This window comes from Marinifilum breve (genome assembly GCF_003202155.1).
Classification (GTDB): Bacteria; Bacteroidota; Bacteroidia; order Bacteroidales; family Marinifilaceae; genus Marinifilum; species Marinifilum breve.
Genome location: NZ_QFLI01000014.1, coordinates 25,340 through 41,626, shown reverse-complemented (window position 1 = coordinate 41,626; position 16,287 = coordinate 25,340). Strand labels below are relative to the sequence as shown.

Below are 16,287 nucleotides of genomic sequence, written 5' to 3'. Positions count from 1 at the left end.
TATTATTCGTCTCTTAAAGCTTCTATTGGTCTAATGGCTGCAGCTTTTCTTGCTGGGAAAAAACCAGCCAAAGCACCAGTAATTACCAATACAATAGTTGCACCTACTGCAATGCCAAGATCAACCTGTGGATTTAAAAAGTATATTGCAGCTGGAGCATAAACCTTTTCGATAATGTCAAATTGGTTTATCGCTTCTAATAATCCCACACCTGCAATTAATCCTACATAACCCGATGCAGCAGTAATAAATATTGCTTCCATAAGAATTAAGCCAACAACAGATCTTGGAGAAGCACCAATTGCTTTTCGAACACCAATTTCTTTGGTCCGTTCTTTTACCACAATCATCATGATATTGAAAACACCAATCACACCTAGTACAATTGTGAATATGCCTATGATCCAAACAAACATTTCGATTGCACTAAATAAACCTGCAAATGTTTGAGAGTTCTCAATATTATTTTGAATCCATAGCGCATTTTTATCTTCTTTGCTGAAATTGTGTCGGGCAGCCATTTTATAGGTAATCTGCCTTTCAATATTCTTACTCTCTTCAACCGAAACATTATTTAATGTGAAAGAGATTCTACGGATATGATCGTTGTTATTGAATATTTTTTGAGCTACGGTAATTGGAATGTAAATATCCCTTGAGTTTTCATCGAAACTTTGCTGGTGAAAAACACCAACGACTTTAAATTTTATATCGTTAATATTGATGAATTTGTTAAGAGCGGTTTCTTTTGGGAAAAGCACTTTTTTTACTTCATCCTGAATGGCCACAACCTTTCTGTGTTCATCTAGGTCGTTCTGGTTTAGAAACCTTCCTTTTACAATTTCAAAATTTTTAATTTCTTTATAAGTATCATGTACAGGTGATACATTAAAATTCCCGAAGTTATTTTTATAGGAAATTGTTTCAGCACCAGGAATGTATGACATAGCTGAAATCGCATCAATTTTTTGAATTGATTTTTTCAGATTCAGGAAATCATCATTTACCATTTGAATCCTTTTTCCTTCTGGAGTTCCTTTATATGCTTTAGTAGTTCTGCCACCATATATTTGCATACTGTTTGTAGCATCTTGAGCAAATACAGAAGTCATACCATTACGTAAACCTCTGCCTGCTCCCAATAGGAAAATCAACATAAAAATTCCGGTAGCTACCGAAAAACCCGTTAAAATAGTACGAGTCTTATTTTTCCTGATGGTGCTAAATATTTCTTGCCACTTATCTCTGTCGAACATAGCTTGATATTAGGGTTTGGTTTATTCCTGGATAGAAATTTTAACCGATTCGGTATTGTTAATTTTGTTATTCTCTACGATTGATTCAATAAGTCCATCCTTTAAGTTGATGATTCTATCAGTCATATGAGCAATGTCGTTTTCGTGAGTAACAATAATTACAGTAATTCCCGATTTGTTGATTTTTTTTAAGAGTTCCATCACCTCTACTGAAGTTTTAGAGTCAAGAGCTCCGGTCGGCTCATCAGCTAGAATAATTTTAGGTTGAGTAATCATTGCACGAGCTACAGCAACTCTCTGCTTTTGTCCACCTGAAAGTTCGTTTGGCATGTGGTGTGCCCATTCTTTCAAACCCATTTTATCAAGATATTCCAAGGCTAGTTTGTTTCTCTTTTTTCTGGATACCTTTTGATAGTATAGTGGAAGTGCCACGTTTTCCATGGCATTTTTAAAAGAAATCAGATTAAATGATTGAAATACAAAACCCAACAAATTATTGCGAAGCTTAGCAGCTTTTGTTTCGCTCATCGATTTGATTTCCTCGTTGTTTAGTTCGTAAACTCCATCGTCATGATTGTCTAAAAGTCCGAGAATATTCAATAATGTTGACTTTCCAGAGCCGGAAGATCCCATGATTGATACCAATTCACCTTCTTTAATATGCAAATCGATACCTTTAAGTACATGCAACTTGTTGGTTCCGGTGATGTACGATTTGTGAATGTTTTGTAATCGGATCATAATATTGATGTATTTTAAAAATCTATATACAATAATAAATTTATGTGGTTTGATCTCAAATTAATTTAGACCAACGCACACAATTATCGACAAAACTGTATTATCAACTGATAATGTCGAAATAAATAAGCATAATAATAAAACAGAAAATCTTCACCCCAATGCTACATTTATTTTCAATACTCGTGCCACTAAGTGGAACTTTCATTAAATCAGTAAAATATGTGCTTTATTAATTCTTTTTTAACGATTTTTGTGTACGATGTTATTACATAGGTTGTACGAATGCGTACAATTCGATACACTAATATAACAGCTAAAGTGGTGAATTGTTAATAATTGCTAAACAAATCGGGCAACGAGAATTTTTAATGTAATTTAGGTGCTTTAAATCTAAATTATGGATTGGATAAAATTACTTTCAACGAAAAGATTCGGACAAGAAGACAAATACTCACCAGCAAGTGTTGATGTGAGAACTCAATTTCAAAGGGATTACGACAGGTTGATATTTTCATCACCATTTCGTCGTTTACAAAATAAAACACAAGTATTTCCGCTGCCAGGAAGTATTTTTGTACACAATCGCTTAACTCATAGCTTGGAAGTTTCTAGTGTTGGAAGATCGCTGGGGAATTTGTTGGCTGAGAAATTAATTGAGAATAAAAAAGTAGATCCTGAATCAGGGATTAGGGAAATAGGTAGCATTGTTGCCGCAGCATGTTTAGCTCATGATTTGGGCAATCCTCCTTTTGGACATTCTGGAGAGAAAGCCTTGTCACATTATTTTGAAAAAGGTGAAGGGGCAGATCTTAAAGATCGATTTAGCGATGAAGAATGGTTCGACCTGACCAATTTCGAGGGCAATGCAAATGCACTACGATTATTGACTCATGCTTTTAATGGAAGAAGAAAAGGTGGATTTGCACTTACCTATTCTTCCATTGCATCAATTGTAAAGTATCCTTGGGAATCCAATAAAATACCTGAAGTTGGAAAGAAAAAGTATGGATACTTTCAGGTTGAAAAAGAATCTTATTATAAGATTGCCAAAGAACTCGAAATTCCAGAAGTGAGTGAAGGAATATATGCGCGTTTTCCTTTGGTTTACCTGGTTGAGGCAGCCGATGATATTTGTTACCAAATTATGGACATCGAAGATGCTCATAAATTAAATATTCTGAGTACTGCAGAAACGAAGGAACTTCTTTTAAATTTTTATGATCCAGAAAAAGACAAATCAAGTCTTGATAGGATTGATGAAACTTGCCAGGAAGTAACTGATACAAATGAACAAATTGCATTTATAAGAGCCAGTGTAATTGGCAAACTGGTGGGAGAGTGTGTTAATGTTTTTCTTGATAATTACGATGATATTTTAAGTGGAGCATTTAATGGAGCATTAATTAAGGAGGTAGAGCCAACTTGCAAACAAGCATATAAAATCTGCACAGGAGTTGCTGTTCAGAGAATTTATCGACACCGATCGGTTATAGAAATTGAATTGGCTGGTTATAAAATTTTGGGAACCTTATTGGAGGAATTTGTTTCGGCAGTGATGGAGCCAGATAATTTTTATTCGAAAAATTTACTATCCTTAATTCCTCAGCAGTACGATGTTTCGGGAGAGAACGATTACAAGAAAATCATGTCGGTTCTGGATTTCGTATCTGGTATGACTGATGTTTTTGCTCTTGATTTGTATCGAAAAATAAAAGGAATTGAGTTGCCAGAAATAAAATAAAGTATGAGAAAGTTAATATTATTCTCTATCCTTTGCTTAGGATGGATATCAGGTGTTGTTGCACAGGAAGAATGGAAAAAGATAGAGTCAGAAAAATCAAAAATTAAATTTTCTATTCCTGATCAACCCATTGTTCAAAATAAAGAACTCAATGGAATTTCAATAGAGGTTTTCAGTTTTAAAGATGCAGTTACGGTATTTGGGATTGTTGCTTCTGATTTTTCAGGAGTTGGAATAGATTTTACCTATTCAGATCCAACCGAGTATTATGAAGAAATGAAAGAGGGAAGTTTGGTAAGTAATGGAACAATTCTGTTAGAGGAAAGGTCTGTGGCGTATCAGAAAATGCTGGGAAAAGAAATTGTCTATACCCAAATGGTAGGCAAACATGAGTATACCTATTTTAAACGATTCTTCTTTCGAGGAAAATACATTTATCAAATTGCGATTGGTGGACCATCGAGAATGAAAAGAATACTTCTCGACAAAAAGAATATATACTTTAATTCGGTGGAATTTTTATAAGATTTTACGTAAATATTAATTGATATTACGTAATCGTGAATTCATATTACGTAATCGTTAAACCGTACAAAACCAGCTTGAAAATTACTCGTATTCCTATTAAATTTAAGGTAGTAAAACAGTAAACTTTAGGGGATATGAAACTTTTTAAAAAACTAAAAGATTTGTTCTACACGGTAGACGACGATTTCGTAGTTGTTGATCTTACTACGAAGATGATTCAATCGATGAATGCAAGAGAGTGGAATCGGTTAAAAAACAAGAAAAACTTCATGGTTATTAAGTAGTTTTTGTTGTAAAAAGAAAAGAGATGGGCTGGAATGATTTTGGCAAATCGTTTCAGCTTGAGGCTTTGGCGACCTTATGAAAAAATGATTTCGACTATTTGTCGGAATTTTTTTTGCCATTTTCTTTGTATTTCTTCAATCCACGAAGAATAACATTACCTGTTCCGTTTGGGTTGCATGGATATTGAAAATCTCTTTTGCTTAGTTTTTTATCATTGATGATTTCATAAAACCTGTCGAGGTATCTAATTGTATTTTTCCTGTAATTCTTATCAATTAAAGTGCTTTTTTGGTAAATGGCATAAATTTCACTCTTCAATTCATTAAATAACTGGAAAGTAGGTTCAAATTCACTCATGTCGTCTATACAATATCCTCTATATCTTCTATCGCGCACAGAATTTAATTGAAGAGCTTCTGCAGGTGCTGCATAAGATGTATTTACTATACCCGACATGTCAAAATCGTAAGGAACAGCATACAGGGATGAGGTTTTTTCGTTGTTCAGGATTTTAATATTGTGAAGGTATTGGATAGACCAATCTGTATTGCCGATCAGAAATTGAAATACAGACATCTTAAGAAAATATTCCCTGTCGATTGTTTCGGGATCAATATCTAGTTGCTTTCTAATAGCAGAATGGTTACGCCTTGCCATTTTATTCTGATCTTCCAAAAGAATACCAAACCTGGCAGTTCTGGTTTTATTTCTTTTTGTGTCTTCAAATATTACTTTCACCAATCTTACCCGAAAGCTTTTCTCAGTAATTAGTTGGTAGACTTTGTAAACTAAGTATTCTTGCACAACAAAACTTTCATCAGAACAAGTTGTAACCAGTTTTAGTTTATTTTGCCCTTTAAATATTGTGTTGTTTTGTTCTGGTGAAGAATCAAAATTTAAAAGTAAAGGAGGAGTTACACAGTTTACTCTCAATTTGCGAAAATGTCCTCTTGTTTTTACTCTAATATTCAGTGAATGCTGTAGGTTGTTGATTTCATATGAGATAACAAAAGGATGATATTTTGCATTCTCTTTCCTGTCGTTAATCAATTTTCTGATATCTCCTTTGAGTTTGATTTCAACCACTTCGTCACTATTGAAAAGAGGCAATGGCTCATGAGAGTTGCTTGCATCATTTTGAGCACCAACTTCCCAGGTGAGAAACAAGGATGATATCAGGAGGAAATAGAATCTCATATTAATAATTTGTAGTGCTTGTAGATTATTCCCGAAGGGTATATTCATCAATCAATTCCAATGAGTCAGGATTCTTAACCCGAACACTGATTTTAATTCCGTCAACATCAATCAGGACAAGAGCATTTTGAGTAGAGAAATTTCGAACATTTTCCGACCATGGTGTTTTTTCCTGTGCATAATAGGGAGCACCAGCTGCACCATTGTTAATTTGGTAGAAAGTTCGGCTTAATTCCAGCTTTTCATGCTTATAATCCTGAGGATAGCGTACCATTTTATTGGTAATGGTAAGTAGGTTATAGTTGTGTTCATCGCCACTTAGAATAGCCACCGTTTTTTTACTCTTGTTAACGATGAGGTCAAGCAATTCATCGCGTCTTTCTATGATTCCTTTCTCGTAATACTGACCGTTTACCACCGCTCTAAAACTGTTATTGCCATGGTACCACATATCATCTTTCACATGTCCGCCGTTGGGGAAGAAAGGAGTGTGAATGGTGATAAAAATATGGTCGATATCTTTATTTTTTTCCAGTTGCTTTAAGATTTTTTGGAGCCACCTCATTTGGTTATCCATGATAAATGCATGCAAATTACCGCTGGTGGTTGGTATACCGCTTGGCGTGTAAAAATAGTCTGAGTTAAGAGCTACCATGGCCACATTATCGTATGTATACCAGTATACATTTTCTTTGTAGGAAGGAAAATCTATTTTATCGGGATTCGGATCGTATTTTGAATTGTCTTCGCTTCGTGGACCATTTTCTGGCAACACAAAATTATCTTGGAACAAGGATTCACCTGAATCATCTTTAAATGGAAAATGATTGATGGAATGATAAGTGCCTCCTTTGATATCGTTGAATACAAAATTATATGCTTCGTGATTTCCAAAACCAGGAACAAAAGGAATGTAGTGCCACCATGCTTCAACTGCACGTTTCCAGTTTGCATATTGCAGGTTCATGCGTTCGCGACTAGTGTCATAACCATCAATCAAATCGCCTGTAAACTGAACAAACTTGGCATTTTCTGACATTGCCAAAGCTGCAATCTTTTTCATGATGTAAGCATTAGCACCAAAAATATTTCGTTCGCCACCACCTTTTCCAGCGCGCGAATCGCTTCCATAAGCAAAGGTAAAGGGCTTTCTGCTTCCAGGGGTTGGAGCGGTTTCAAAATTAAATTCGTATTTAAAATCATCCACTAAAACCGAGTAAGTATACTCTTTGGAAGACTGTACATCATCAATTCTTATTTCATGAATTTTTGCTGGTTTCTTGTTTTTATAGGTTTTGCCATTTATTTGAATGCTTGCCTCTACTTCCGCAGATGTAGTAAAAGAAATTACAGCACCTTTGTGCGAAAGTTGATTGACAAAAGGGCCTTCAACAATGGTAGGTTCTGCTTTAAACATCCCATTGGAATAGGAAAATGCCACTCTGCCATCGTAAAGTATATTGCCCTTATCATTTACAATTCGATAGCCAATTACACCTTTTCCTGTATTCTCCCAATCGATCATATCATACTTGCCCGATAAAAACCTTTTGATTGGGATATGACAAATGCCAATTTTTATGGGCGAACTTTCACGAAAATAAACGGGTTGAGGATGCTTACCATCATTGTAATTGATAAAACCATAGTACAGGGTTCCATTCAGTTCCGGAAATTTAAAATTAAAGCTTAATCCTGCCTTTGTTCCGATGGCAGCCGTGTATAAATCTTCAAATTTGAATTGATCATCTGCTTTTAATGCATAAACCCTTCTGTCTTCCAATTGAAGAAAAACACCATTTTCATCGGAGCCAATATTGCTGTAAACAGCTGGAATTTCCTGTGCAAGGGTAATAGAGAAGCTTGTCAGTAGTAGGGCAATTGTATTCAGAATCTTCATGTTGTATGCCTATTTAAAATGATTCTATTAAATATACAACATGAATTGAAGCAGTAAAAATTTTTGTTTCGGTGAACTTCTGATAAAAAATTCTCTGCTGGTTAATTATACTTCAGTTTTGACATTTTGGACTTTTCAATACTTCCAACCATTCAAGACTTTCAAAAAAAAGCGAACCCCAAATATTCTTGAGATTCGCCCCGGTAAATATATCAACTAAACACTATTTTTTATTCTTCGTTTGTTGTTTCTTCAACTACTTCTTCATTCTCTTCGGCCTGTGTGGTAGATTTGCTCGAAGCATAAAGCACATAGTCGTTGTAAAAAGCTTCGTTTTTGTGCTCCCAAATTCTTTTGCCAACGTCGCACAACTCAACAATTAAGTCGTAAAGCTCGTTACCCATTGCCAAACGCTCCACACTTTTCTGTTCACGAATCGATATGGCTTCGGCCTGTGCATCAATGGCATCGTCTAAAGCAATGGTAGCATTGGTAGTTTGGGTGATTAACTCAGCAGTTACATTTCGTGTGCTCAACTTATCGATAAAGAAGTTGGCAGTTTGGCAAACGTGCTTGGAGTAAGCCACCAATTCATTGTCCGTTTTGCGATCTACTCCACTAAAACGGAAGGTTGCATACTCCTTGCTTCCATTTCCCAAAGCCAATTTGGCTTTAAAGGCAATTTCTCCTAAAAGTCCCACCAAAGAGCTTCTGCATTCGTCCTTGGCATTGGTCTTTAAGGTCTTTTGTCCTTCCCAATACATATCGGGCAAGATATCCTTAAACTGTTTGGTTTTTTCTGCCACCTTGGTAGGGATGGTTTCTTCGTAACCAAACTTAACGAATTCGGCCACATCACGAGCAACAACAACTTGAACTCTATCGCCACGCTGTCCCAACTCAGGGTAGGCCATTGTAAATTTTTTAGTCTGTTTCATTGTTTAATGATTTTAGGGTGATTGATATATTTTACCGCTAGAACTAATATGTTGTAAAAACATAGATTTAAATTAATAATATTATGCTTTCAATCGCATTAAAATATGTTAAAAGTAATGGAGGGTTGCTGAAATGCCGATTAATAGTGGCTTTGCGGTTGTTTTGTTAGATGGGATTTCGGGTATTAGCTTATAATCAGCAGCTAAAATGGCTTTTTATTTGGGTGTGAAAAAGGCGAAAATAATAACTGATATGTCATTTTTTTTGTAAGACCTGCCAATGTTAGCGTGAGACTTGCCAATGTTTCCCTCAATGTTAACAAGTGCACGCTCATACCAGCCATCTGCACCGTGAGACCTGCGAACCGCACGCTCAATGTTGATATCTGCGCCGTCAATGTTAATAAATGCACCGTGAGACCTGCCATCTGCATCGAGAGACCTGCCATCTGCACGCTCAATGTTAATAACCGCACGCTCATTGTTAATAAGTGCAATGCATTTGGCAGGAATGACTCAAACATTGGCAGGTGGGAGCATGCATTTGCTCACTCACACAAGCCCAATGGCAGGTAGAAGCATACCGATGAGGAGAATGAACGTACCAATAACAGGAGTGAGGCAAACAAAAACAGAAATGAGTGTGCAGTTGTGGGGTGGAAGGGAGTCAAAGGGGAATCTTGGGTGAAGGATATTATTAATGAAAGACTAAAAGTCTTGCAGCAATAACAAAGGGCATGGTTTTTTGTGTTTTGAACAGATGATACCAATCCCTGAAAGAGCCAGAGTTTATTCTTTTCAATTTAGCTTATTTACCTTCCCTTGGTTATTATGCAATTAACAACTTTAAGAATAGAAGCATTAATATTTATTAAACTTTCTGCTAGGGGTGCCGTTAAGGATATAGTGTATATTATATGAATTTGCATTTAAGAGCGAATGAACGGAAAGAGTTATTCATGAACTTTTAAAAGAAGGATTCGTTTCTAGTATTAATTATTGAATTCAAAATATTCAGTAATTAGGTGATGTATTAATTTTTGTTCTCATCTTTTCTCAAATAAAGTGTTTGATGAGGAAAAGGAATTTCGATGTCATTTTTCTCAAAGCTTTCTTTAATAGATTTAAGCAAATCACATTTCATAACGAAGGCTTTGCCAGTATTCTCAGCCCAAACATATGCCCTTAAAACTACACTCGAATCAGCCAATTGAATAACTCGAATTACTACTTTTTCAACACCTTCTTCAACTTCTGTTTCCGATCTGGTATCAATAAGGTTAGGATGATTTTCTGCTTCTGATCGCATAATCGAAATGGCAGCATCTATGGATGAAAAATAACTTATTCCAATTTCCACAAATGCACATACTTTTGGATCAGCAATTGATGAATTCAGAATCGTTTCAGAACTAATAACAGAATTTGGAATAATAACTCTTCTGTTTTCAGGATTTTTGATAACAGTATGCCTTAAGGTTATGTCTTCAACTGTTCCGAAATGAAAATCTCCAATCTTAATGTAATCTCCAACCCTGAAGGGTTTAAAAATAACAACAAAAATACCACTAACGATATTCGAAAAAGCTTGCTGTGATGCAAAACCTACAATGGCTGCAAGAATCCCAGCACTGGCTAATAAGCTAACACCAATACTTTTTAATTCAGGAATAGAATAAAAAACGATAATGATAACAACGATGAATATTAGAAAACTTACCGCGTTTTTTAGAAAGTTATAATTCGTAGGGTCGGCATTTAATTTTTTTGCAGATCTTAACACCATGCGATGCATAAAGAAACGAATTACTTTTGAGGCTATGAATCCAACAATTATGGCAAAAAGTACAAACAAAACTTTATAGCCAACGCCCAAATCCTTTAAAATAATTTCAATAGCAGCCATCTTAAGTAAGTAATATTGAGTAAATTTATTTGATAGAAATAAAAATAAATATAGTACAATTTGTTACAGCTTGTATGATGGGAAATAAAAAAATAAAAAGAAATTCCACGAAGAAGGGAATGTCGCCAGGATCACTAGTTCATATAGGAAAACAGCGTGTTACGAATGCATCAATTCAAATTGTAACATATAACGATGATATAATCCAATTAGAGGAATTTGTGAATGAGCTCTCCAACATTAATTTTCCAAAACCATCAAAAGATCACGTAACCTGGATAAACTTTAAAGGTGTTGACATACCAGCATTGGAAAATATTGGTAAACAATTTAATATACATGATTTGGTTTTGGAAGATATTTTGAATAATTCTTTAAGACCTAAATTTGAAGCTTTCGAGGATTATTATTTCTTATCCATTAAAATGGTGTTAACAGATCGAGATGAGTTAAGCTATGGATCTGTTCCTGTTCATTTTATACTTGGGGAGAGATATATTTTGTCCTTTGTTGATTTTGAAGATCCTATTTTTGATGCAGCATTGTTTAGACTTAGAAATCAACCCAAAAAAATAAGAAGTAAAGGGCCAGACTATCTTCTTTTTGCATTAGCAGATGTGGTGATTGATAATTATTTTGAACTTATTGAAACTGGTAATGACAAACTGGAAGAGCTTGATGATGACATTTCAAACCTGTCAAATGAAGATATTCCAAATTTGATTCGGGAATATCGGCGAGTTTTGCTCAGAGCTAGAAGAGGAATTACACCCGTGAAAGAAGCCTATGCAATTCTGGTGAATGATGATCTTCATTTAATAAGAGAAGAGAACGTTAAGTACTTTAGTGATACCAAAGACCATATACTTTTTATAATTGACCAAATGGATTTTTTACGAGATAATTTGTCTGCAATTAATGAATCCTATCAGTCCATTCAGGACAATCAGTTGAATCAGGTGATGAAACTGCTAACTTTAATAGCCACGATTTTTATTCCCTTAACTTTCTTGGCTGGTATTTATGGAATGAACTTTTCAAATATGCCAGAGCTTAATTATAAATATGGATATTATACCTTATTGGGAGTAATGATTGTAGTGGCCATGTTTATGATTGTTTGGTTCAAACGAAAAAAGTGGATGTGAATAAGAGGATGTTATTATTCAACAGCCAATACTCATCTTTATAAGGTAATTTCGGTTGAAAAGATTTTGGTTATAGCATTAGTAATTGTTCTTTCTGCGAAAGTAATAACCAAAATTATAAGAAAAGAAGAAGATGTGAATGGCCAAATAACCTCAGCTCTTTATGAAATAGGATTGACTACCAAAATACTATACAAGCTTAAGCAGGATAATTAAAATGGAATTTTTCGATATAATAAATTTCTATCACTTAAAGATACTATTCTTTATCAAATCCATCTACAATAACTCCACCCATTGATGCGGGAAATGAGAGGATTATGATTCTTTTGATAGCAATAAGAGGTTCCTCCAATATTGGCATCCTATTTAGCGCAAACAATATAATAAATACAACAATAAAGGTAACTCCGTAGTCGATTAAGGTACGAAATAAAAAATGCTGTAATCTATGTTTTATATGCCCCTGGAATATCCCTTGAAAAGAGTAAATATTTATAAAAAGCAAGGATAATATAACAATTACAATAAGATTTAAAGTTGGTAAAGTTTCACTTAATCTCCATGATTCCTCTGAAAATGCCACAGGAATTGTTAAAGCTGATGAACCAACAATAACTTGTATAATATCCTCTAAGTTAATTGTATCCTTGTCCATTGTCATTGTTAGGTTTCGGTTAATAATTACTATTGATCACCTATTAACTCGCAGGTGTGTGACTGTAATGTCAATTAGATACCTAAAATTAATAGATCATATTTAGATAACAATAGATGTGTGATGATAAAAAAGTTATTATGAATTTATTTTATCCAGCTTAAGGAGCTTTAATTGAAATTATTACTGAATGATGGATTTATATTTCCAAATACTTCTACACAATTTACTTTTGATTAATTGCTTACCTCTTTCGATAATTTTGCAATACTCTTCGTTATTTATTGTATCGGGATATTAAGATTTAATATCTGTCATAATGACTTAGTTAATAGTGTTTTGTGTCAAAAAATCAGAAATTAAATTTTAAAGAATGAAAAAATGTCAGTTAACAGTAGTTTGTGAATTTTAAAGAACTTTTGATTTTCAGTACTCTACGAAAATTGAATGGATTTGGCATTTAATTTGAACGGGGTAAAGTGAATCGCGATTCTAATTTTATTGAGAATATAAGAATGTATTAATTTAAATTAGGGAGGGTATAATTATGACTTTAGTTAAGAAAAATACCGATAATTTTTTCCCATCCTTCTTTGATAACTTTTTCTCCAGAGATTGGATGGATTGGAATACCACAAATTTCTCTACCACAAACACCACTTTACCTGCGGTGAATGTAAAAGAGGATAAAAATGAATTCACTATTGAGGTTGCCGCACCGGGAATGGATAAGAAGGACTTCAATATTAATTTAGACAACAATCAGTTGACAATTTCTTCTGAAAGGAAGAGTGAGATTGAAAATAAGGGAGACAAGTATACCAGGAAAGAATTCTCTTATTGTTCGTTCCAGCGTTCGTTTCAATTGCCTTCGGATGTAGTGGATGGTGATAAAATTAAGGCCAATTATTCTGATGGAATTTTGGTGATTCACTTGCCTAAGAAAGAAGAAGCGAAACCAAAGCCAGCCAGAATTATTAAGATTTCCTAAGATAATAAGACTGTTTATTAAAGAATGTGCTTGCCACTTACCCTCTAAAAGGTAGGTGGTAGGCTTATGGTTTGGATTGTGATGCTTGCTAACTATTTGTTGCATTTAGAAGTGGTTTAAGAGCTTTCACATTTTAATATCAAGCTAGTAGTAAAATTTTAAAGTATTTATTATGAAGAAAATTGCTCAATTATTTATAGTTGCATTCATTGCCAGTGTAATTACATCTTTTGGATTTATTTTTTTTAATCAGGAAGATAAAACCTATACCATTAAGCATATAGATTCTGCACCCGTTGTTGGTGCAGCATACACGGTAAACCATAATGGAGAAGTGGTTCCCTTGCAATTTACTGATGTATCCAAGAAGGTGATGGATGCAGTGGTGCATATTAAATCGACTCATATTCAGGGATCTCAAAGCAGGCAGAAAGTTCCATCGCCTTTTAGAGACTTTTTCAACGATAATATGCTGAAAGATTTTTTTGGTCCACACTTCAAGTTTGAACAAAGAACACCACAGCAACGAGGTCCATATACACGGGTAGGAACTGGCTCGGGAGTAATTATTAGCTCTGGTGGGTATATTGTTACCAATAACCATGTGATTGATGGAGCTGAAGATATTGAAGTGAGTTTACATGATAATAGGGTGTATAAAGCAAAGGTGATCGGAACTGATCCAACAACTGATTTGGCTGTGATACAAATTAAGGAAAGGAAATTGGCACATGTCCCTTTTGTAAATTCTGATGATGTAGAAATTGGAGAGTGGGTTTTGGCAGTTGGAAACCCTTTTAATTTAAACTCGACTGTAACAGCTGGTATTGTTAGTGCAAAAGGCAGAAATATTAATATTCTGCAGTCGCAATCAGCTATAGAATCCTTCATCCAAACCGATGCGGCAATCAACCCTGGTAATAGTGGTGGAGCATTGGTAAATTTAAAAGGAGGGTTAATTGGTATTAATACTGCTATTGCAAGTCCAACAGGTTCTTATTCAGGTTATGGTTTTGCAATTCCATCGAATATTGTGAGTAAGGTTGTAGAAGATATTATAGAATACGGATTTGTACAACGTGGTTATATGGGAATTACCATCCGAAGCGTAGATGGAAATTTTGCCAAAGAAAAAGACTTGGATGTTACTGAGGGGGTTTATGTTGATAGTTTAATGACTAAAAGTTCAGCAAAAGAGGCAGGTCTTCAAAAAGGAGATGTGATTGTTAAAGTGAACAAGAATAAGATAAAGACATCTTCTGATTTACTCGAAATTATAGGTCAACACCGTCCGGGAGATCAATTGTTGGTAGGAGTAAATCGTCTTGGAAAAGACAAAGAGTTTGAGATTACTTTGAAGAATGAGCAAGGCGAAAGTAAAATTAATAGTATCAATCAAAAAGATATACTTTATAAACTTGGAGCTGAAATCATTGAAGTGGACAAAGAAAAAGCTTCAAAACTGGATGTGCCAACAGGCTTAATGATTAGAAAGCTGAATTCAGGCATATTGAGATCACAAACCAATATTAAAGAAGGATTTGTAATTACACATGTTAATGGCAAAAGAGTAGAAAGTTTGAAAGAGTTAAAAACTATCTTGAAAGGGAAATCGGGAGGTGTGATGCTTAAAGGAGTTTATCCTGATTATCCTGGCCAGTATTATTACGCCTTTGGTATTGATGAATAGGTACAATTGATTTAGATGTAATTATAGATATTAAGTAGATTTTCTAATATTTAAATAATTATCAGATATGTTAGAACATCAAAAGTTTGTTTTGCAGGCTGTTGCCGATCAGGAAAACTTATTTCGAAAAGAGTTGATTAAATCTATGAATTGGCTGGATGAAAATGATCAGGAAAAGTTATTAAACTGGTTGAAGGAGCGTTTTAACAATCGAAAAGATATCATCGATGAGATAGTCAATACTAGCTTGGTTCCATTGTCATAGTCTCTTTGCCTATTTTCTGAAAAGAGTCTATCTGGTGTATACTGGATAGACTCTTATTTGTGATTTTTACAATCCCCGCATCCATTCCTCACGCAATTTTGCATTGGCAGGATCGTTGAGAACTGTATTAATTCTGTTGAGCATTTCCTGTTTGTCGCGAGGGAAATTGCCACGAAGAACAAGGTAGTTGGAAGCATGGTCGCTGCGGAAAACAGTCGATTCCAGTTCCAGGTTTTCGATAAAGACTTTCATTTCGGCAATCAGCTCTACGGTGTTGAGTGGAATGAATTCCCCATCGAACTTTTTGGCAAAATGTTCTTCTCCATACGGATAACTCAAAACCAATGTAGATAGGAATTCGGGTTGAATTTCGTTCACCACTTTGGCAGAATTCAAAGCATGCTGGTGGGAGTAATTTTTACCACCCAGTCCGTTTAAAATCATTACCGAAAGTTTGATTCCTGCCGCACGAGCTCTTTTTAAAGCTTTGGCAGTGCTTTCGTAGTTTTCCGATTTGTTGATTCTGCCCAATAATTCATCATCGCCCGATTCGATTCCTACGTACAGGAGTTTTAATCCTTTGGCAGCCAATTGCTGTAGTTCTTCGTCGGTTTTTGCTTCAATGTCTTTAGGCAAAGCATAAGCCGAAACGCGAGTCAATCTTGGGAATTTCTCGTTTAATCTGTCCAATATGCGCGAAAGCTTGTCGAAAGAAAGCACCATGGCATTACCGTCGGCCAGGAACACCTTGCGATAGTGATTGGCATAGGGCTGCATAGAATCGATATCAGCAAATATATCTTCCTCTTTGCGAGTGCGAAATTGTTTGCTGCTATACATTTCGCAAAATGCACACTTGTTCCAGGCGCATCCTAGTGTTACCTGCAATATAAATGAATAGGCCTCGCTTGGCGGGCGGAATAGTGGTTCGTCGTATTGGATCATGAGGCAAAAATAATCAAGTTCAAAGTAATAAGTGTAAAGTTTAAAGTGAAAAGTATAGAGAAGAAATTTAATTTTGTGCTAACAGCTAACAGCTA

15 protein-coding genes are annotated in these 16,287 nt (G+C 35.0%); 7 read left to right on the top strand and 8 right to left on the bottom strand.

Features of this window, described 5'->3' with window-relative positions; translation table 11 throughout:
- Positions 1–2: 2 nt before the first annotated feature.
- The gene (locus tag DF185_RS21525) at positions 3–1,256 is read right to left on the bottom strand and encodes an ABC transporter permease (protein WP_110363569.1); all 1,254 of its coding nucleotides are present in this window, start codon (positions 1,254–1,256) and stop codon (positions 3–5) included.
- 21 nt (positions 1,257–1,277) lie between these two features.
- Positions 1,278–1,997: an ABC transporter ATP-binding protein gene (locus tag DF185_RS21520; RefSeq protein ID WP_110363567.1), complete on the bottom strand. Its 720-nt coding sequence runs from the start codon at positions 1,995–1,997 to the stop codon at positions 1,278–1,280.
- Positions 1,998–2,397: 400 nt separating this feature from the next.
- Here DF185_RS21520 and DF185_RS21515 point away from each other — a divergent pair, with 400 nt between their 5' ends.
- The 3 genes from DF185_RS21515 to DF185_RS23650 all read left to right on the top strand — a co-directional run bounded on the left by DF185_RS21515 (position 2,398) and on the right by DF185_RS23650 (position 4,553).
- The gene (locus DF185_RS21515) at positions 2,398–3,741 is read left to right on the top strand and encodes a deoxyguanosinetriphosphate triphosphohydrolase (protein WP_110363565.1); all 1,344 of its coding nucleotides are present in this window, start codon (positions 2,398–2,400) and stop codon (positions 3,739–3,741) included.
- 3 nt (positions 3,742–3,744) lie between these two features.
- The gene (locus DF185_RS21510) at positions 3,745–4,266 is read left to right on the top strand and encodes a hypothetical protein (protein ID WP_110363563.1); all 522 of its coding nucleotides are present in this window, start codon (positions 3,745–3,747) and stop codon (positions 4,264–4,266) included.
- 137 nt (positions 4,267–4,403) lie between these two features.
- Positions 4,404–4,553 carry a hypothetical protein gene (locus tag DF185_RS23650; protein ID WP_165836094.1) on the top strand — a complete coding sequence of 50 codons (150 nt, stop codon included), beginning with the start codon at positions 4,404–4,406 and terminating at the stop codon, positions 4,551–4,553.
- A gap of 94 nt (positions 4,554–4,647) precedes the next feature.
- On the opposite strand, the gene DF185_RS21505 is transcribed toward DF185_RS23650, so the two are convergent.
- The 4 genes from DF185_RS21505 to DF185_RS21480 form a co-directional block, all read right to left on the bottom strand.
- Complete coding sequence (locus DF185_RS21505; RefSeq protein ID WP_110363561.1) at positions 4,648–5,751, bottom strand: CotH kinase family protein; 1,104 nt, start codon at positions 5,749–5,751, stop codon at positions 4,648–4,650.
- Positions 5,752–5,776: 25 nt separating this feature from the next.
- Entirely contained in the window at positions 5,777–7,651 is a 1,875-nt protein-coding gene (locus DF185_RS21500; protein WP_110363559.1) for a metallophosphoesterase, read from the bottom strand.
- Between the two features lie 230 nt (positions 7,652–7,881).
- Positions 7,882–8,589 (bottom strand): hypothetical protein, encoded by a 708-nt coding sequence (locus tag DF185_RS21495; RefSeq protein WP_110363557.1) that lies wholly within the window; start codon positions 8,587–8,589, stop codon positions 7,882–7,884.
- A 1,033-nt stretch (positions 8,590–9,622) separates the two neighbouring features.
- Positions 9,623–10,495, bottom strand: a complete 873-nt coding sequence (locus tag DF185_RS21480; RefSeq protein WP_207784721.1) for a mechanosensitive ion channel family protein — start codon at positions 10,493–10,495, stop codon at positions 9,623–9,625.
- Positions 10,496–10,572: 77 nt separating this feature from the next.
- Between DF185_RS21480 and corA the strand changes: the two genes are divergently transcribed.
- A complete protein-coding gene (corA, locus tag DF185_RS21475; RefSeq protein WP_165836093.1) occupies positions 10,573–11,643 on the top strand; it encodes a magnesium/cobalt transporter CorA in 1,071 nt (356 codons plus the stop codon).
- A gap of 259 nt (positions 11,644–11,902) precedes the next feature.
- Here corA and DF185_RS21470 read toward each other — a convergent pair whose 3' ends face one another.
- On the bottom strand, positions 11,903–12,307 hold the full coding sequence (locus tag DF185_RS21470; protein ID WP_110363550.1) for a DUF2391 family protein: 405 nt from the start codon (positions 12,305–12,307) through the stop codon (positions 11,903–11,905).
- 541 nt (positions 12,308–12,848) lie between these two features.
- Here DF185_RS21470 and DF185_RS21465 point away from each other — a divergent pair.
- The 3 genes from DF185_RS21465 to DF185_RS21455 all read left to right on the top strand — a co-directional run bounded on the left by DF185_RS21465 (position 12,849) and on the right by DF185_RS21455 (position 15,247).
- Positions 12,849–13,292: an Hsp20/alpha crystallin family protein gene (locus tag DF185_RS21465; protein ID WP_110363548.1), complete on the top strand. Its 444-nt coding sequence runs from the start codon at positions 12,849–12,851 to the stop codon at positions 13,290–13,292.
- 172 nt (positions 13,293–13,464) lie between these two features.
- Positions 13,465–14,982, top strand: a complete 1,518-nt coding sequence (locus DF185_RS21460; protein WP_110363546.1) for a Do family serine endopeptidase — start codon at positions 13,465–13,467, stop codon at positions 14,980–14,982.
- Between the two features lie 67 nt (positions 14,983–15,049).
- Positions 15,050–15,247 carry a hypothetical protein gene (locus tag DF185_RS21455; RefSeq protein WP_110363544.1) on the top strand — a complete coding sequence of 66 codons (198 nt, stop codon included), beginning with the start codon at positions 15,050–15,052 and terminating at the stop codon, positions 15,245–15,247.
- 66 nt (positions 15,248–15,313) lie between these two features.
- Here DF185_RS21455 and DF185_RS21450 read toward each other — a convergent pair whose 3' ends face one another.
- Positions 15,314–16,192, bottom strand: a complete 879-nt coding sequence (locus tag DF185_RS21450; protein WP_110363541.1) for a radical SAM protein — start codon at positions 16,190–16,192, stop codon at positions 15,314–15,316.
- Positions 16,193–16,287 lie beyond the last annotated feature (95 nt).